This window comes from Tamlana sp. 2_MG-2023 (genome assembly GCF_030548465.1).
GTDB lineage: Bacteria > Bacteroidota > Bacteroidia > Flavobacteriales > Flavobacteriaceae > Pseudotamlana.
In genome coordinates this window covers 62,435-80,495 of record NZ_JAUOSF010000009.1, presented here as the reverse complement: position 1 = coordinate 80,495, position 18,061 = coordinate 62,435, and the positions used below count along the sequence as shown (strand labels likewise).

16 protein-coding genes and 1 tRNA gene are annotated in these 18,061 nt (G+C 34.7%); 1 reads left to right on the top strand and 16 read right to left on the bottom strand.

From position 1 onward, the window contains the following. Positions 1-57 precede the first annotated feature (57 nt). From Q4566_RS14415 to Q4566_RS14395, 5 genes are all read right to left on the bottom strand, one after another. On the bottom strand, positions 58-1,497 hold the full coding sequence (locus Q4566_RS14415) for a hypothetical protein (protein ID WP_303422605.1): 1,440 nt from the start codon (positions 1,495-1,497) through the stop codon (positions 58-60). Positions 1,498-1,710: 213 nt separating this feature from the next. Continuing rightward, positions 1,711-1,783 (bottom strand) — tRNA-Met (locus tag Q4566_RS14410). A gap of 122 nt (positions 1,784-1,905) precedes the next feature. Next, the gene (locus Q4566_RS14405; RefSeq protein WP_303422603.1) at positions 1,906-2,088 is read right to left on the bottom strand and encodes a CPXCG motif-containing cysteine-rich protein; all 183 of its coding nucleotides are present in this window, start codon (positions 2,086-2,088) and stop codon (positions 1,906-1,908) included. A 67-nt stretch (positions 2,089-2,155) separates the two neighbouring features. After that, positions 2,156-2,983 carry a Two component regulator three Y domain protein gene (locus tag Q4566_RS14400; RefSeq protein ID WP_303422601.1) on the bottom strand — a complete coding sequence of 276 codons (828 nt, stop codon included), beginning with the start codon at positions 2,981-2,983 and terminating at the stop codon, positions 2,156-2,158. Positions 2,984-3,122: 139 nt separating this feature from the next. Continuing rightward, complete coding sequence (locus Q4566_RS14395) at positions 3,123-4,154, bottom strand: DUF481 domain-containing protein (protein WP_303422599.1); 1,032 nt, start codon at positions 4,152-4,154, stop codon at positions 3,123-3,125. A 202-nt stretch (positions 4,155-4,356) separates the two neighbouring features. Here Q4566_RS14395 and Q4566_RS14390 point away from each other — a divergent pair, with 202 nt between their 5' ends. After that, on the top strand, positions 4,357-6,531 hold the full coding sequence (locus Q4566_RS14390; protein ID WP_303422598.1) for a tetratricopeptide repeat protein: 2,175 nt from the start codon (positions 4,357-4,359) through the stop codon (positions 6,529-6,531). Here the strand turns inward: Q4566_RS14390 and Q4566_RS14385 are convergent. The 11 genes from Q4566_RS14385 to Q4566_RS14335 form a co-directional block, all read right to left on the bottom strand. Next, a complete protein-coding gene (locus tag Q4566_RS14385; RefSeq protein ID WP_303422596.1) occupies positions 6,521-7,870 on the bottom strand; it encodes a BatD family protein in 1,350 nt (449 codons plus the stop codon). The genes Q4566_RS14390 and Q4566_RS14385 overlap by 11 nt on opposite strands. Continuing rightward, entirely contained in the window at positions 7,864-9,567 is a 1,704-nt protein-coding gene (locus tag Q4566_RS14380) for a VWA domain-containing protein (protein WP_303422594.1), read from the bottom strand. Before Q4566_RS14380 ends, Q4566_RS14385 begins: the two co-directional genes overlap by 7 nt. Further along, the gene (locus tag Q4566_RS14375) at positions 9,567-10,559 is read right to left on the bottom strand and encodes a VWA domain-containing protein (protein ID WP_303422592.1); all 993 of its coding nucleotides are present in this window, start codon (positions 10,557-10,559) and stop codon (positions 9,567-9,569) included. The genes Q4566_RS14380 and Q4566_RS14375 overlap by 1 nt, the downstream gene beginning before the upstream one ends. Beyond that, a complete protein-coding gene (locus tag Q4566_RS14370; protein WP_303422591.1) occupies positions 10,552-11,025 on the bottom strand; it encodes a DUF4381 domain-containing protein in 474 nt (157 codons plus the stop codon). The genes Q4566_RS14375 and Q4566_RS14370 overlap by 8 nt, the downstream gene beginning before the upstream one ends. Further along, positions 11,026-11,964: a DUF58 domain-containing protein gene (locus tag Q4566_RS14365; protein ID WP_303422589.1), complete on the bottom strand. Its 939-nt coding sequence runs from the start codon at positions 11,962-11,964 to the stop codon at positions 11,026-11,028. Positions 11,965-11,975: 11 nt separating this feature from the next. Beyond that, a complete protein-coding gene (locus Q4566_RS14360; RefSeq protein ID WP_303422587.1) occupies positions 11,976-12,944 on the bottom strand; it encodes a MoxR family ATPase in 969 nt (322 codons plus the stop codon). A 5-nt stretch (positions 12,945-12,949) separates the two neighbouring features. Further along, positions 12,950-14,011 carry an HAD family phosphatase gene (locus Q4566_RS14355; protein ID WP_303422586.1) on the bottom strand — a complete coding sequence of 354 codons (1,062 nt, stop codon included), beginning with the start codon at positions 14,009-14,011 and terminating at the stop codon, positions 12,950-12,952. 186 nt (positions 14,012-14,197) lie between these two features. Further along, on the bottom strand, positions 14,198-14,884 hold the full coding sequence (locus tag Q4566_RS14350) for a hypothetical protein (protein ID WP_303422584.1): 687 nt from the start codon (positions 14,882-14,884) through the stop codon (positions 14,198-14,200). 27 nt (positions 14,885-14,911) lie between these two features. Further along, on the bottom strand, positions 14,912-15,649 hold the full coding sequence (locus Q4566_RS14345; RefSeq protein ID WP_303422581.1) for a porin family protein: 738 nt from the start codon (positions 15,647-15,649) through the stop codon (positions 14,912-14,914). Positions 15,650-15,719: 70 nt separating this feature from the next. Continuing rightward, positions 15,720-16,439, bottom strand: coding sequence for a DUF3575 domain-containing protein (locus Q4566_RS14340; RefSeq protein WP_303422578.1), 720 nt, complete (start codon positions 16,437-16,439; stop codon positions 15,720-15,722). A 483-nt stretch (positions 16,440-16,922) separates the two neighbouring features. Beyond that, positions 16,923-17,876: an alpha/beta hydrolase gene (locus Q4566_RS14335; RefSeq protein ID WP_303422575.1), complete on the bottom strand. Its 954-nt coding sequence runs from the start codon at positions 17,874-17,876 to the stop codon at positions 16,923-16,925. Positions 17,877-18,061 lie beyond the last annotated feature (185 nt).

Sequence of the window (18,061 nt, the reverse complement as noted above, 5' to 3'; positions counted from 1 at the left end):
TGAATGTTGTTTATGATCTTTAAGACTTCTATAATTGTCTATTATTTTGAAAGGCTGTTAAAACTTTTTAAAATATAAAGTATAACCTAAAAGTAAGCCTAATGAGCCATATGATGCCTCTGTAATGGTTGTGGTTCCTTTAATTAAATCATTTTCGTTAGGGTTATTTAAAGTTCCTTTTTGTTCATAGTCATTAGTGCTTCCGGTGCTAAATAATAAACCAAGGCTTAGATTGCTTTGGTTTTTTTTGATGGTAACTCCTGATGAAATATGGTAAATGTCCCAACTACTTATTGTGGTTTTTATGCCGCGTTCATCATTTAGAGATTCATCAAAATAAGACATGTCGTTCCTAGCACTTAAAAATAGAGACAAACTGTCTTTCAATAAATATTCATAGCCAATAGCCACATTAAAAACTGATTTGGCGGCAGCTTGAACACGCATAAAATCATCAGCCCCTAATTGAGGTGCTACATTAGCAGGTCTTATAAAGGTGTCTGAAGCAACGTCCATAATGTCATACATGTCAGTGCTTCCATAATACTGACAGGAGATGCCTATATGTGATTTAGTACCAATATAGTTAACACCTGCTGAAATCGATAAAGGTGATTTATAAATTGTTTTTAGTTCACTTTGTCTATCGGTTGCCACTGCCGAGATACGATTGTCATCAATTAATTTAAAGTTGTTGGCTTCAATGTTGGCAGCTACAGAACCAATTCCTAAGAGGTTAATAGATGGTGTGGTAAGTGTTAGCCCTGCTTTCCAACGTTCTTTTTGGTATGAAACACCAAGCTTAGCACTATAGCGCGCATTGTAATAATCTACATTTTCGTTTAAGTTAGCAGCAACTAATGTACGTTCTGCATCATTCATGAAAACATAGGTAGATAAACTTCTGTTATAAGATTGTGAACGTACTGTAAATAGGTTGGTAATTCCAATGGACCAATAGTCGTTTAATCGTCTGGCTGCTCCAAAGGCAATTAAAATCTCATTAAGCCTATCGCTAACAGCAGATTCAGCCACAGTTTCTTCAAGACCTGTACTTTCAGAATCATCAATAACGTCAAAGAACCCTTCTTTTCTGGCAATACCCTTAAAATTGAAATTTGTAGGAGCCATAAATCCGTAGCCTACTTTCCAGTTGTCATTCTTAACATTTATCATGCCACCAGCTAAAAGGGGCACAGCACCTAACTGCCTACTTTTAAAATTGGCCTCTTGACCTAGAGCATTAGAAATGGTGATGTTTTCAACACGGTAAGCGGTTGCGTTTACAGAAATTGAAGAATTGTCTATGAAACCAAGTGCTCCAGGATTGTAATAAAGCATGGTATTGTCATCACCACCACCAACAACAGCACCAGACATGAGTACTGAGTTTGAACCAAATTGCTGGGTCCAATAATTCGTGTCTTGAGCATGTGTTTTGAAAACAAAACAGATTGCTATTATAATTATGCTAGTTATTTGTAGGTGTTTTTTCATAAGGGATAACGAAAGTGTTAATTGCTTCTTAAATTTAAGTAGAATATAATTAACAATCAATATGTTATGAAAACTTTTTAAGGAATCAATTTTTGTATAGACACAACTTTTAGGAATGAACCATGATTTTTTCTAAAAAATCAGTAATAGCATGGGCTTCGAGGTGGGAAATAAAAAACCCATCAACTATTTCTAGTGATGGGTCTTGCTTAGTAGCGGGAACTGGACTCGAACCAGTGACCTTCGGGTTATGAGCCCGACGAGCTACCTACTGCTCTATCCCGCGATATATAATCTAAAACAACATTACTTAGCTTTTAACTTTCGGTTCATAATGCCGACCTTGTTGTTTCGGACTGCAAATATACAATCATTTTTAGGTTCTGCAAGCAAAAATTTAAAAAAATATTATTGCTCTATACTAACTGCTTGAAAATGTATTAACTCTGTGTTATTTATTTTTAAAGAAATCTGAAAAGGATTACAGCAAACCTCGCAATCTTCAATATAAATTTGGCTTTTAATTGAAGTATCTACCAAAACGGAAATAGTTTCCCAGCAATACGGGCAAGTAAAAGGATGTTCTATCATATCCTTAAAAATAAAAAAAAAGCCATTAAATAAATAATGGCTTTTACTAATTTAATTAAGAAATAGACTACTGGTCATTAACAGGATTCATGCTCGCAGTAGAATTTTGTGATTGTAAGTCCATTAAAGCTTCTGGTTTTTTTCCAGAGATACTTATGTATTCTTGACTTAACTTGTTATCACTCACCATAATTGTATTTAACTTTTTTAAATTTACAAACTCCAGAGGTAAATCACCGGTAAATTGATTTGAAGACAATAATAACTCTTCCAAGTCAGTTAATTGGGCAAGTTCTACTGGAATTTCTCCCTCCATTTGGTTATTCATTAAACTTAATTTTTTCAAATTAGTAAGCGCTCCCATTTCTACAGGAATCATTCCAGATAAGTTATTGCTTCCTAATAAAAGTTCCTTTAGATTTGTTAATTCCATGAGCTCTACAGGAATTTCTCCAGATAGTTTATTGCTATATAACTTTAAGGTTTCTAGTTGTTTTAAGGCGCCAATTTGACTAGGAATTGGGCCTTCAATGTCATTCATAAATATCTCTAAAGACTTTAGCTGTGTTAGGTTTTCAATAGTGGTAGGTAAAGTGTCTCTCAACTTATTGAATCCTAAGTTTATTTTTTTTAAGTGTACCAAGTTTCCAATAGCGTCTGGTAATTTTCCCTTCAGGTTATTAAATTCTAAATTAATTTCAACAACTTTATTATCTTCTATTTTTACACCGTACCAATTATCTACAGAATCGTCAATATTCCACGAGGCATTCCAATCGTCACCATTTGTAGCTTGGTACAGGGCAACTAAAGCTTCTTTTTCTTCTGGAGTAATTTGAGCAAAGCTGTAGCTGGTTACAAAAAAACAGAGTAATAGTAGTTTTAGGGAATTCATAAATTTATAAAAAAAAATAGTTAGACTGATACAGAGTACAAAATAAGATTAATATAGACGAAAAACTATTTTAATCGTTAAAGTACGTGTTTTTTTAACAAATGTAAGGTTTTAATACTTTTTGTCGGCTTTTGGTTTTTTAGTCAAATTTCCATCCTATTCCTGTAGTAATAACGTAATCGGTGTCGTTTCCTTCAATCGCTGGTTGGTTATCATAGTTTAATGTAAATCCTGCTTTTACATAAAAATCTGAAGGTAGGTCGTATTTTATTGTGAAATCAATATCCGATCTAATCCTTCCTTTTTGAGATAAACTTGGAAGTAATTTAGCTTCTGCTGTTAAGCTTAGGTCATCGAAGTTGAATAGATTTATATTACTTGAAATAAAAGCCTCGGAAGATGTTTTGTTTAGTGTGCTGTCTATATAGTTCTCGATGTTGTACAAGAAACCTAGTCCAATTCCCCAATAGAGTTTGTTGTTGTTTTTAATGAATTTACCAGCACCTAAACTCGGACTTATACGTCCTTTCAGTGCTTGTTCCGTATTGGAAAGAAAAGAAGTATTCGCTATTAAGAACCATTTACCATCGACTATGATTCTAATGATATCTATTTTAGCATCGGTTCTTTTAGTGTCTTCAACATCGTCTTGATATGAGTTTAAAACGTTAACCGAGCCATCCATTAACCACGATTTATCCATGTAATGCAAAGCGCCGCCAACAGAAAATTGTCTCAAATTATTAGCTTTCGATAAATTAAAGCCTAAATCGATTGAGCCTGTGAAACGTTCCCAAAACGCATCATCTATTTCATTTAAGGCAACCATTTCGTGCATACTAAAGGTTTCTACTTCGCCTTCATTGGTAGTGACTTGCAGTTTGCCATCTTTATTTGTTGTTAGGTGACCGAAACTGCGTCTGCCTTTTGATAAAATAATAAGTGTTTTTTTGATAATATGAATATGCGCTACTTTATCGAATTCTACTTTAAAATCGCTATCACTATAATCTGTCTCAATAGTAATAACACCTTGAGAAAGTCGTTTGACTTCTCCAGTTAAAATCACTTTGTTTTTAAGTTTTAAGGTGTCTACTTGTGACAATCCAGAAAAAGAAATGGCTATTAGAAAGATCCAGACTAAATTGTTTTTGAGTAAAGATTTAATCATATCGAGGGATTAAAATGATTCAAATTATTAATTATTTATTCCGAAAATAATGATTTCGGAGACTTTATATTAATCTTCAAGTTTTGAAGTTATTGCAATTTAATAATAATCTAAAAAATGTTTAAATTTTAAATGAAATTATTAAAAAATAGAACAGCTTTTAGTAGGTTTTAATTAAGTTTGTTGTCAACTATACTAGCTTATGAGTCGTTTTAAATTTTTTGGATGTTTCGTTATTTTATTTGTTGTTTGTTTCTCTTGTAAGGAGGATAAGTATAAAGATAAACTTGATGAAACACAATTAGTGCATAGCCAAGAGGCCTCTTATATCGGTTCTAAAACATGCGTAGAGTGTCACAATGCAGCATTTAAAAAATGGCAAGGCTCGCACCATGATTTAGCCATGCAAGTTGCAAATGATTCTACAGTTTTAGGCGATTTTAATGATAGAAAAGTAAATATTGATGGGGTTTCATACCACTTTTTTAAGCGTGAAAATAAGTTCTTAGTTCATGTCACGGAAATAGATAAATCTGAAAAAGAATATGAAATCACCTATACTTTTGGTTTTACACCGTTACAGCAATATTTAGTTGATTTTGATAAGGGTAGAAAACAAGTTTTACGCGTTACTTGGGATTCTGCAGAAAATAAATGGTTTCATCAATATTCAGGAGATACTATTGTACCAAACGATTGGTTGCATTGGACGCAAGGTGCACAGAATTGGAATACCATGTGTGCAGAATGCCATTCTACCAATTTACAGAAGAATTACGACGCGGACACTGATGCGTTTCACACTACTTATGATGAAATTAATGTGACTTGCGAAAGTTGTCATGGGCCAGGGAGTAACCACGTGAAGTGGGCTTCGAATGAAGACGGATCTTATCCAGACCAAATCATTAAGGGGCAAACGCAAGAAGAGCAGTTAATGCTTTGTGCACCCTGTCATGCGCGAAGAGCTAAGTTAACACCCGATTTAGTACCTGGTTTATCATTCGAAGATCAGTATTTACTTCAAAAATTATCAACTAATTTTTACCATGGCGATGGTCAAATAGAAGATGAAGATTATGTATATGCTTCTTTTCTTCAAAGTAAAATGTATATGAATGGTGTAAAATGTACAGATTGCCATGATCCACACTCCATGGAATTAAAATTTGATGGGAATCAATTGTGTTTGCAGTGTCATGTCCCTGCCAAATACGATACTGAAAAACATCATTACCATAAAAAAGGTACAGAATCAGCTCAATGTATTAACTGCCACATGACAGGTAAAGTGTATATGGGAAATGATTTTAGAAGAGATCATAGTTTTCGTGTACCTCGACCAGATCAATCGGTTGAACACGGTACGCCAAATGCTTGTACAGGTTGTCATACCGATCAAACAGATTCATGGGCTGCAGAGCAAATTGTTGCCTGGTATGGGGAAGAACGTTTGGATCACTTTTCTGATGCGCTGTTATTAAGTACTGAAAGTGAAATGTCAGCTTCAGAAAATGCGAAATTGGAAGCTTTTATCAATGATTTAACGTACCCTGAAATAGCAAGGGCTACTGTAATTGATAATTTATCCTTATTGAGCCAATCACAATACAATGCTTTTTATACCGCTTTAGATGATAAGTTCCCATTAGTACGTTATAGTGCGCTGCAAAAATTTAGACCGTTATCACCTGAAATTCGTATTGAAATAGCAACCAAGATGCTTCATGATTCATCTAAATTGGTACGCATTGGTGTGGCACAATTATTAAATGATATTGACGATCAAAGTTTGGCTCAAATTGACCAAACTGGATTAAACAAAGCAAAAGAAGAATACAAAATCATGTTATCAAGTAGTGCAGATTTCTCTAACGGTCGCATGCAATTAGGGGATTATTATATGCAGAAGAATGATTATTCTAACGCTATTGAACATTACAACATGGCTTTGAAAAAAGATAGTTTATTCACGCCTGTATACTCAAATTTAGCGACAGCATATTCCTTGGTTAAAGATTATGATAAAGCATTAAATACTTTAGAGACATGGAGCGAAATAGAGCCAAAGGTAGGTAGGGTACATTATTTAAAAGCCTTGTTGTTTTTTGAAATATCTAAAAATGAAGAAGCTGTTTCTGAGTTAAAAACTGCGATTAAATTAGATCCTAAAGATGCTAGGTCTATGTACAATTTATCAACTTACTATTATCAAGACGATAAAGATTTAGCTTCTGCAAGGCAATACATTAATGCCGCGTTAAAAGTGGAGCCAGGAAATCCTAATTATGAATATTTACTAGCTTTAATTTATCAGAAAACGGGTGAGGCTGACAAAGCGCAGCGTATCTTGTCTAAACTGCAGGCTAATCAGTAGCAGTAGGGTTTAACCATTTTTTGTTTTTCGTAGCAGCGTTTACCTTTGTTTTTTGATACTTTAAAAAGGCTTTTCTATCGGAAATTAAATGGGTTAGTAGCTGACTGTAATTTAAATTTTTAACCTGATTATTAAAGGCTTTATCATTTATGTCGCCAATGATTTCTTTTGTTTTTTGAAATGAAGGGTGTTCTTCTAAGTCCTGGAGCGATTCAAAATCGGGATCTAATTTATTAATCCAAATGTGACTTGTTGAAATAAAGCCGTAATAGTTCTTATGTCTTAAGGTTTTTTTTACCTGAGAGAACGCATAAGCTTCAGATTTTAAATAGACCGTATGTTTACGTTGATAAACAGCTAAAGTGTATTTTAATAATTTGAAAAGCACAAAGAGTAAGAGTAGCCCTGATATCAGGTATTCAACAAACACTTTTGGTGTTAAACCAAGTATTAAAAATGGTTTGTCTTCCGCTTCGGCTTCTTCGACAACTTCATCTTGTAATGATTTTTTTATACTGGCCAACATGGTTAGGTCTGCATTTGGTTTTACTGAAACCATGATTGAATCTATCTGTTTTCTGTAAAATCGCTTGCTACTTGGGTTCCAATACACGAATTCAATGGATGGAATCATAACATCACCTTCTTTTTCAAAAAGATAACTTACAGTTTCCGAGCGTGTGGCCGATACTGCTGTTTTAGATTTATGAGTGTTTACTGATGGGCGCTTTGGATAAATACTAACCCCAGGAATACTGTCCCATGTCGTGGCTGGAATAAATTCAGAAACGGTACCACTTGCCGATCGGCTAATGGTCCGCTGTACAACATCCCCAACTTTAATGTCTTTTAAAGGAATAGACCATTTTTGGTTTATGCTTAATGAATTTGATACAAGCCAGTTGTTTAAGCTGTAACCCAATGGCACATCTTTTACCTGAATGGTTTTGGGTTTGGTTTTTACGATCCTCTTAATGCCTTTATAGCCTCCTGGTTTTGGTGATTCCACGTGTATGGATAAGCTAGGAATCGTAATCTCTCCTTGTTTGGTAGGGAAAACGTTGTAATAGAAATTAACGCCAGCGTAATTCTTACCACTAAAAGTTCTAGAATTACTTACTGATCTAAAATAAACAGTGAGCGCTCCATCAACTTGAATGTTTCCTAAATCAATACCAGAAGTAAACCATGTTTCGCTATAAACAGAAACCGTTAAATGAATGGGCTGACCAATATAAGCTTCATTTGTGCTTGTAGTAACATAACTAATAAGGTTCTGACTAAAACAAGCTACAGACAATAAACAAAAAACGATATGTAAACCGACTTTCCTTACCATGAGTTGTTTGTTTTTTTAGTTTCTACCATACCTTTTTTAATTTGATAACGGAACTTTTTACTCAAAAAGAGCGCAGGGTCATCATCAACTTTTCGCATCAAAATATTTTTAGGCAGTTCACCTTTTCCAGATTTGAAATTATCTGGAAGTTCATCCAGCTCTTTAGCTTTGCGTTTACCCGTTTCAGCTGTTTCTTCATTTCTCTTTTTCTGCATGTCTTTTTTGGTGGCTTTTTGTCCGCCTCCACTTAAGTCTTCAGGTGATTTATTTTGCCTGTTTTTGGCATTTGGCTTGTCGTTCACGTCAATGTCTTCAGGTTTTAACGCTTCCATTTCAGTTATGGCCTGCTTCACATGGGTAAGGTTAGACTTTGCGTTTGTATTCGACGGGTCTTTTTCAAGGACCTTTTCAAAAATAGCTTCAGACTCATCTAAACGTCCTAATTTAGCATAAGTTAAACCTAAATTATATAAGCCGCTAACCGTACTATCTTGCTTAAAAGCCGTTTCTGCGCTTAAATAATCGCCAGCTTTATAATAAGCAACACCTTTATGCATGGGGTCTTTAAAAGCTACTGCAGCTTTGGTGTAATTTTTAGCATTGTATTCTTGTTGTGCCTGGTATTCTTTTGTATACCATAAATCCTTAAACTTAAAATCTTCTTTTTTAGGTTTGTCTTCATCTGAGCATGAACTAAAACAAAGCATGATAATAATGAGGTTTAAAGCCCAACCTTTACGGAAGCTAAAAAGGAAAATGAAAGCGAGCGGAAAGACGAGCCAGTAGCCTTGGTCTTCCCAGTTTTCATCTTGTTGATCTGTTTTGTCTTCAAACACAATGTGAGCACTTATGGCTTTAGCTAAATCTTCAACATCACTGTTATCTAAGGTGATTTCTAAAACTTCCACTTGATCGAGTTGGTCAAGGCTATTAAGTTTAGATATATCGAGTGCAGATTGTTGTTTGTGAGCTGGAATGGTTCCGCCACTTTGAGTAGCAAAAGGGTAGATGTATAATTTTACATTGTTTTGTTGTAAATAGGAACTCACCATTTCAATAGATAAGTTTTCTAAATCGTCGGTGATTAAAAGTATTTTGCCTTCAGCTTTATTAGCGGTGAAAAGCGTGTCTAATTTTTTAAATAATAAGCTAAATTCTGTACCACTTTGCGGCATCATTCTAGGTTGTAAACCATCCAATTGATCACCAATAATTTTATAATCGGTGGTAAATGGAATAGCGACGTGTGTAGAACCAGAAAATAAAACTAAGTTGGTTGCTGCTTTTGGGTTGGCGTCTAGTAAATCGTGAATTTTAAACTTAGCACGCTCTAGTCGGTTAGGAGAAACATCAGTAGTTAACATGCTTTGAGACATATCTAAAGCAATCGCAAATTGTGATGTTACTTTTTTCGCAGGTGCTTTAAGTTGGCTCCAAGTAGGACCTAAAAACGCAACAAGACCTATGGCAAACATGATAATGACTGAAAGGCGAATTAAAATCATTTTCCATGAGTTTCCTTTTTGAATCACATAAGGCCTAAGGTGTTTGGCAATTTGTTTTTTCCAAGCATAATTTTCCTTATAAAAAAGAAAGCCGATGGCTAATATAAGAATAGCACCTACACCAAACCACAAATAGTCGGTTCGTAAAAAATGGAATTTTTCCCAATCGATATGTTTGAGTTTTTCTAACATCAGGATGCTGTAAGGCGTTTAAAAATGACAATTAAATTGTTAAGAAAAACAAGAACAAAACCTAAAACTAAAGCAGCCCCTAAAGGGTAATAGTACAATAGTGTTTTAGGTGTGAAGCTTTCTTCTTCGTATTCTACAGGTTCGAGTTTTTCTAATTCGGTGTATATTTTCTCAAGTTCTTTAGTGTCTTTCGCTCTAAAATACTTTCCGTTGGTTAATTCTGAAATTTCTGTTAATGTACGTTCATCTAAATCTGACCCGCTATCGCCAGGGTCACCAATACCAATGGTGTAAATGATGGTAGAATCCTTTTTAGCCATGTTTGCTGCATCAAGCGGTAAGATGTCCATGCCACTATCAACACCATCGGTTAAAAGTAACATGACTTTATTTTGTATGGTATCGCGTTCAAACATATCCATACCTTTTACAATGGCTTTTCCTATATTGGTCATTTGTCCAGCCATGCCAACATCTGCTTCGTCAAGCATTGTTTGTACTGTTGGTAAATCTGTTGTGAATGGTGCTTGAATATAGGCGTTACTTGCAAAAAAAATCAGCCCCATTTTATCACTTTCACGCTTTACAATAAAGTCTTGCATAATGTTTTTAACAGCTTCCCAGCGAGTTACGGGCTTGTTGTTAATATGCCAATCTTTATTTGCCATACTGAAGGACAAATCGGCTAAAATTAAAAAATTACGTGAGGTTTTTATCTTTTTTTCAGGTTTACCCACCAATTCTGGTGAAGCCATAGCTATAATTAATAGAAGCCAAATAATGAACATAAAAAAAGAAGCAAACCAAGACCGTTTTTTTATGTGTGATGCTTTCTTAGGTTTTTGTTTGGATGCTTTCGAACTTGCTTTAAAATAAGGGTAAATTAAAGCAGTGCTCCTGTTTTTTATGGCAGGCAAAAGCCAATACACCAAAAATGGTAGTACAACCAAGAAGGCCATGTAAGGATATGCAAATTGAAAATTATCAGGCATGTTTTTTAATCCAAGTTATACTCGTTTCGGCAAATTCATTAAAATTGAATGCCCCTTTATTATTAAATTCATTTTTATAAATGGCAGAAGCAATAATTTCTTGATGTTTTAAATAGTAGGGTTTATGTAATTTTTTATCTAAAAAAGCTAGCCAGTTTTCTCCTTGCAAAGCAGCGACTTCTTTTCTATTATAAGTTTGCAATGCGGTTTGTTTAATTAAAAACATGACTTGCGAGATTAGCGAACTTGTAGTTTCTTTATTTTGGGTTTTTAATACCATAATTTGAGAAACAGCTTCTCGGCGGTAGGCGTTATGCTTATATTTAACATATAACTTATAGGCGATATATGAAATGAGGATAAATAGGAGGAAAAACACAATTTTCCAACCCAAGGTATCCATGGTAAATGGAATAGGAGCAGGCTCCATAATAGGACTTAGTTCTATGTTTTTGTCTTGCAGCATTTATCTATTATAATTACTAAACACGTCTATAAGTTGATCTTCAACCGGGTCGGTGGTGTTGACTTTAAAAATATTGATTTGGTATTTTTCCAATTCAGCTTTAAAATTTTTATAATCCGTTTCAAACGTATCTTTAAGTTCCTTATTCAGTTTTTTGTTTTTTCCGTTAAGGTTAATTTGATGCGTTGTATTGGTTATGGTGAATTTTTCATCAGGAAATTGTTCTTCCATGTCATCATAGACCTTAATAAGCACCAAATCATTATGCAGCGCTAGCTGACTTAAATATTGTACAACAGAAGCACTATATCTTCGGAAATCACTAATAATGAAAACCACATAATCATGTGTGACAATGTTGTTTATTTTTGAAATGATTTCTGTTAGATTGTCTTCAAATTCGAAAGGTTCTTGTGTGTAAATCTTCTGATTGGCTTCAATTATTTTCTGTAGAAAGTAAATAATATTTCTTGGATCTCTTTTAGGTGTTACCACCTCGTAAGTTTTTCCAGAATTTATCATGCCACCAACACGATCGCCACCTTTTTTTATTTTATGGGCTAGAATAGAGGCGAGCTCTCCGGCGACAACCGACTTTGTTTTTTTCTGAGAACCAAAACCCATACTAGCGGTTTGGTCTACATATATAAAGGCTGGTTTTTCTTTTTCTTCGGTAAATATTTTAGTGTGTGTACCGCCTGTTTTTGCAGTAACCTTCCAATCAATTTTTCTAATATCATCACCTAAAACATATGGGCGAGACTCTTCAAAATCTAAACCACGACCTCTTAACTTTGAGGCATAACGACCAGATAAAACACTGTTCGATTTTTGTTTTCCAGAGCCAAAATTAATGATAGAACTTATCAGCTCAAACTTCAAAAGATGTTCAAGAGTAAGAAATACATTTGTGTTATCAATAGGCTTGGGAGATTTCATAGGAAAAGGATTTAAGCCACTACAGCCACAACTTCAATAAGTTTATCTATAATTTGATCGGGCGTTGTGCCTTCAGCTCTTCCTTTATAGCTTACAGCGATACGGTGACGTAAAACATCTTTTATAACCCCATGAATATCTTCCGGAGTTACAAAATCACGACCTTGCATCCAAGCATGAACGCGGCTGCAACGATCTAAAGCGATGGTTCCTCTAGGACTTGCACCGAAATCAATAAGTTTATCAAGCTCGGCATCATATTTTTCAGGGTAACGACTGGCAGAAATTAGGCTCACCATATATTTTTCCATGTCTTCGGACACTTTTATTTTCGAAATTTCTTTTCTAGCATCAAATATGGCTTGCTGCGGAATGGTTTTTAAAATTTCTTTAGCAGTATCTGGAGCTGCTTCTCTTTTATTAAGGCGCATGATTTCTAGTTCGGCGTCATCATCAGGATAACCTATAATAGTATGCACTAAAAAACGGTCCATTTGAGCTTCGGGTAGCGGATAGGTGCCTTCTTGTTCAATAGGGTTTTGAGTCGCCATGACCATAAACAAGTCTTCCATTTTATAGGTTTTACCAGAAACGGTAACTTGGCGTTCTTCCATGGCTTCCAGTAATGCAGATTGTACTTTTGCTGGCGCTCTATTGATTTCATCAGCTAGAATCAAATTACTGAAGATGGGCCCTTGTTGAAACATGAATTTCTCGGTTTCATTGGGTAAATAAATTTCAGTTCCTGTAATATCCGATGGTAATAAATCTGGTGTAAATTGTATACGACTTAAACCACAATCTAAGTTTTTAGACAAGGCATTTATCGCTCTTGTTTTTGCCAATCCCGGCAAGCCTTCAAGTAACATATTGCCATCAGCAAGTAAAACAAGCACGATAGTGTCTATCAGTTTTTCTTGTCCGATTATGGATTTCGACATTTGCGCTTTTAAAGCCGAAACGGATTCAAATGGTGTCATAATGTTTAGTTTTTAGTTTCGTTCAACTGAAATGGGTAAATAACTTTCCAGTCTTTCTTCATATCGATAATGGTCCAACCGTTTTCTGTAGCGTAATCCAGTCCTTTATTAAACTGGCCGATGTGAGACTCTCTATCGTAAGCCCATTCTCTTTCGGCATCCGTATGGTGTACATAAAGTTGGAAAGATGGGTATTTGTTAGAATCGCCGTATTGCATCATTTGTAAATCGCCATCGGAATTTCCTGCTGTAAATACAGGTTTTTTTCCTATGAATTTGTTGATGCCAACAGGTTTTCCTGCTTTGTCATCTATAAAATCGATAGCTGGTAATCTTTTAATTTGTGCTTTACCATTTTCCATAACAAATTCAGTTTTTATGCTACTACCAACAACTTGTTCTTTTGGTATACCATAAGCTTCTTCAACCCAAGGACGCATAAACTCTACACCACCTCCAGAAACGATGTAGGTTTTAAAGTCGTTAGCACGTAAATAGTCCAAAAGCTCTAGCATGGGCTGAAATATTAAAGTGTTAAAAGGCTTCTTAAAACGAGGATGCGTGTCCTTAGTGAACCAATCTTTTACAACTTTTTCAAATGCTTCAGCAGTCATTCCTGCATGTGTTGTCATTACAATTTCAATCAGTCCTTTTTCACCTGAAGCCATCAAAGACTTCATGTCATTTTCAAGAACTGCTTTATATGGTTGTTTGTTTTTCCACTCTGGATGTTCTGGAGCTAAATCTTTAATTCTGGAAATCGCGAAGAAAAGTTGAAAATAGGCTGGTTGTTCACTCCATAAAGTTCCGTCATTATCGAAAGTAGCAATACGGTCTGCAACTGGAATAAAGTTCGAGCTGCCTTCAGTGGTGACATCTGTTACGTATGATTTGATGGATTCTTTAGTTTTGCCTTCCGCCCAGGATGGAAGAGGATCTTTAACTTCTGTTGTAGTTTCTACTTCAGTGGTTGTAGTTGTTTCTTTATTAACATTAGAATTACAGCTAGTAGTAATAACTAAAACTACGGCAAGAATTATGGCCTGAAAGGTATTTTTTGTTTTCATATAGAGGAATTAATTAATAGTTTAAATGTACATAAAATTTTAATTTTAGCTAGTGTGACATGTTAAAAAAAGATAATTTTCTTACTATTTTAATCTGCCTTTCTAAAAAAATAAAGTGTACGGGATAAAAAAAGTCCTTTGAAGATACATCTTCAAAGGACTTTTATATAAATTTTGTGCTAAGTTTTACTCATTCAAACTATACACGATTTTCGGTATTAATTTTTCAGCAGCTTTTTGAGCATCGTTAGGGTCGTCTAATTCTGTGGTAACGACTGCAACTAATTGTTTGTCTGCTGGCTCATCTAAATTATAAGCTACAGTTTCCAAAACGTAGTCTGTGCTAACGTAGGTTGAAGTTGATGTTGGAATATAACCACCAAAAGAACCGTAGTACCCGCCATAAGCGTAAGGTGCTCTGTAGTAATCATAAAAACCACCGTAGTAACCTGGGTAGCCGTAGCCCATGCCCATTCCCATGTAAACGCCGTTTGATGATTCTGTAATGGTTTGTTTTTTGTCTTTAATTGATGTGATCACAATGGCGTTATAGCCTTCGCTATCTAAGATGCTTTTAAGAAAAGCAACACGCTCTTCGCTCATTTCAACTTCTGGGTGAATTTCAGGAGCTCTGGTGTAGCTTTCTGTAACTTTTTTAACACCCTTAGCTCTAAGTGCATTGGCTATTTCTACTTCAAAAGCAATACGGCCTTGAGTGTTCGCTGTTCTTCCTATAACCAGTACATTTTTAGTTTTGAAAAGATCTACAACAGAGCCTTCTGCTTTCCATGAATTTAGCACTTTGGCAGTGTGGCATGATTGTAATGTTAAAACAGTAACCAGGATTAGTACAAGCGTATTAATTTTTTTCATTCGGTAAAAAGGTATTTAAAATTTTTATTATTCGGAATAAGATTCTAGGTTTTTCTCTGCCAATTCATTTGTTATAAAAGGCAAACTAAGGTGTAAAGATAGATAATTAGAACGGTTATCTGCAGTACTAATTTGATCATTTAAAATATCAGTAAATCCATAATAATATCTCAAATGTATGTGTAGACCTTTGCCTTTGTGTGCTTTACCTAAGATATAGGCGAAATCTACCATCATGCCATAATCAACATCTTTGGTGTAACCATCAAAATTTTGGGTAAAATCACCTTCTGGTCTTTGAAATTCACCTCTAGATTTTTGCAGAAATGATACTTGTGGAGCTAAGCTAAAACGGTATTTTTTGTTGTTGGTTTGATAAGAAAAGAAAATAGGAACATCAATATAATCCAAGGTTACTCTTGTAGGTACATTACTGAAATCAGAATCGAGATTGGCATTACCGCTATCTAATGAAAAGTTATTTAGAAATAAATTACGCTTAGCTAAGAAATATATATTCGGACAAACAAACCAGTTTTCGTTTAGTTTTATATTACCCCCGATACCAAAATTAATCCCCATTTTTGATCTTCCAGAATCATCTAAATTGGTGTATCCCATAAATGTGCCACCAGCCTCTAAGCTTACATTAAAATTTTCAGTAGCGACTTTATCTCCAAAAAGGAGGGCGAATAAGGCAGCTTGAGCTTGGCAGGAAGTTGTAATTATAAACAAAGTGATGCCTAATATTAATGTTTTTTTCATGTTGTGGTGTTTTGTTTGACTTTTAATACCCAATGGAATTATTTGTTTCGAAAGTTAATGAACTAATTCCTTAAAACGCATAGGTTGCAGTAATTCCATATCTAAAAGAAAGTAGTCTCAAATCTGAACTCCTTTTAATTTGACTAAATCTAAAATCACTATTTAATAAGTCGAAAAGGCTATATTTATCTAAGGCCTCATTTAAATCATCATAAAATTCATCTGGAAGGTCCTTTTTGTTACTTAGTGAGAAATTGTAAAAACCAGCTCCAGGCCCAGCTATCATAAAATCTATAGCAAACTTTTTAGTAACTGGCAGTTTATAACCTATCATAAATCCTACGGATGTCACGTTTATTTTTGCATCAAATTCTAAATCGTAAGTTGTACCGGAATCATTAATGTATTCGCCATCTAGATCAGATTTAAAACCAGAGTACTTGACATACGCGCCCATATAAAAACCATTCATACCTGTTTGGCGAATATTATTTAGATAATAGCGTACTTCGGGGATTACTTTAACGCCTGTATAGGTGATGTCACTGGTTTTAATTTTTTCAGTATCTAAACCGGAAAGTTTAACAATACCGTCTGTGCCCTTGTATCCTAAACCTAAATCAATCGAGAAATGATCGCTTATTAAACGTTCATATCTCAATTGTATGGAGCCATCTATTAAATCTGTAACAACAAACCCGATTTCATTTTTATGGTTTGAAGTACTTTCTTGCGAATAAACGCCTAAAGTTATCAAGCTGAATAATAAGAGGGCAAAAGTATTTTTCATTAGTTTGAAATTTAAGTATCACAATATTAAAGATACATTTTTAAAATTTGAATATATTTTTTGTTTTTTCAATATTTTTATAAAAGGCCCTTGTTGCGCTAGTATTAAGTGAAAAGAGGTGTGTGAAATAGTTTAGTTGGCTTGTAGAAGATTTGTATTGTGTTTAGTTATGTGTGAAAAAACTCTGTTTTAACTCATTTTTAACAGCATTGGTACGGGTTCATGACATTTGTCATGTTATCGAATTTTCATTTTACGCAACTTTGCAGTGTTAATGTAAAATGGTGGTTCGTTTTTCATATAAAATGTTTGGTTAGTTTAAACTGTTCAGCTCCTTCATAAGGCTGAACAGTTTTTTTTGTGCTAGAATTTCGTATGGCTAATACGTAGAGATATGTCAAGGAAATCACCGAAGTTCGACGAGAAAATTTTCAGACGCAGATTTCCCGTAAGTAGCTAAAAACCAATAGCCAGAAACTATTATTAAGACTGCTCGAAAACTTTGTTTAAAAAATTAATACTATAATCAAGAGTTATTTCAAACCATGGATCCATTAGCCAAAATGCAGGTGGGGTGTTTGGTATGGTGCGTGTTTCGGTATAAGTGTTAAATATTTTTAAAAGGCTGGTCATGTCATCTTTTCCAGCATGAAATTCTGAATTTGTACTGTTAATAAATAACATTGGCGGACTTTTTTCACCAACATATTGTAGAGGAGAAGCGTCTTTCCAAGCTTTTTCATTTTTATCACGTGATCCATTAAGCCAGATACTGGCCATACTATTTTCTAGAGGGGCATCACGATGCACTAAGGAAACCATACCATCTAAATTTATAACAGCTTGAATTTCATCAGAAACCTCTTCCTTGGTACTGAAAATTTCAAGCTTAGAAGTAGTTCCTGCTAAGGTGGCAAGCAGACCTCCAGAATCGGCTCCTAAAACAGCAATTTTATCAGGATTTATTTTATATTTTTTTGCGTTTTTTCGAACCCACTTTATCGCATCTTTAACATCGAAAACGGCAGCCGGATAGCGCGCTTCTAAACTTAGCCTATAAGATGCAGAAACACCTATAAAACCATTTAAGGCGAGATGTTGTGCCATCACGCGTTGGTTTTCTTTTTGGCCGGTTAACCAGCCGCCTCCGTGAAGTAAGATTACGGCAGGTCTTAGTTTTTTAGATTTTTTTGAAGGTGAGTAGATATCTAATTCTAATTTTCTCTGGTTTGTTTTTTTGTAAACAATATTCTCGTCGTACTTAATGTCCTCGGTACTCAAGGGTGTAATCATTTCAGCTACATCGAAGTTCTGTTTAGTGGCGTTATAAATGTCTACAATATTGTATGGGTTTTCAGTAATTTGGCTTTGAGACCAGCTTAGGGTAAAACAAAATAAAAAAAATAGCAGGCAACTAATTTTAGATAATGTATTCATAATGTCAAATTTAGTTTAAGAACCTAGTGGTCTCACGGCTTTTTAGAGGTAAGCTTTGAGATGTTTAAGAACTTTGGTTGGTTGATTTGGACTTTTAACCTTGTAAGATTATTCATAGAATATCTTTGAGATAGGTTATGGTGTATTTGTTGCTGGAAATATACATTATTTTATCAAATCTCTTA

Excerpts from the sequence above, each read along its gene's own strand:
- Q4566_RS14375 (WP_303422592.1), bottom strand. The coding sequence starts at position 10,559 with ATGCCTGATAATTTTCAATTTGCATATCCTTACATGGCCTTCTTGGTT.
- Q4566_RS14335 (WP_303422575.1), bottom strand. The coding sequence starts at position 17,876 with ATGAATACATTATCTAAAATTAGTTGCCTGCTATTTTTTTTATTTTGT.
- Q4566_RS14395 (WP_303422599.1), bottom strand. The coding sequence starts at position 4,154 with ATGATTAAATCTTTACTCAAAAACAATTTAGTCTGGATCTTTCTAATA.
- Q4566_RS14345 (WP_303422581.1), bottom strand. The coding sequence starts at position 15,649 with ATGAAAAAAACATTAATATTAGGCATCACTTTGTTTATAATTACAACT.
- Q4566_RS14380 (WP_303422594.1), bottom strand. The coding sequence starts at position 9,567 with ATGTTAGAAAAACTCAAACATATCGATTGGGAAAAATTCCATTTTTTA.
- Q4566_RS14340 (WP_303422578.1), bottom strand. The coding sequence starts at position 16,439 with ATGAAAAATACTTTTGCCCTCTTATTATTCAGCTTGATAACTTTAGGC.
- Q4566_RS14350 (WP_303422584.1), bottom strand. The coding sequence starts at position 14,884 with ATGAAAAAAATTAATACGCTTGTACTAATCCTGGTTACTGTTTTAACA.
- Q4566_RS14365 (WP_303422589.1), bottom strand. The coding sequence starts at position 11,964 with ATGAAATCTCCCAAGCCTATTGATAACACAAATGTATTTCTTACTCTT.
- Q4566_RS14355 (WP_303422586.1), bottom strand. The coding sequence starts at position 14,011 with ATGAAAACAAAAAATACCTTTCAGGCCATAATTCTTGCCGTAGTTTTA.
- Q4566_RS14390 (WP_303422598.1), top strand. The coding sequence starts at position 4,357 with ATGAGTCGTTTTAAATTTTTTGGATGTTTCGTTATTTTATTTGTTGTT.
- Q4566_RS14400 (WP_303422601.1), bottom strand. The coding sequence starts at position 2,983 with ATGAATTCCCTAAAACTACTATTACTCTGTTTTTTTGTAACCAGCTAC.
- Q4566_RS14385 (WP_303422596.1), bottom strand. The coding sequence starts at position 7,870 with ATGGTAAGGAAAGTCGGTTTACATATCGTTTTTTGTTTATTGTCTGTA.
- Q4566_RS14360 (WP_303422587.1), bottom strand. The coding sequence starts at position 12,944 with ATGACACCATTTGAATCCGTTTCGGCTTTAAAAGCGCAAATGTCGAAA.
- Q4566_RS14370 (WP_303422591.1), bottom strand. The coding sequence starts at position 11,025 with ATGCTGCAAGACAAAAACATAGAACTAAGTCCTATTATGGAGCCTGCT.
- Q4566_RS14415 (WP_303422605.1), bottom strand. The coding sequence starts at position 1,497 with ATGAAAAAACACCTACAAATAACTAGCATAATTATAATAGCAATCTGT.
- Q4566_RS14405 (WP_303422603.1), bottom strand. The coding sequence starts at position 2,088 with ATGATAGAACATCCTTTTACTTGCCCGTATTGCTGGGAAACTATTTCC.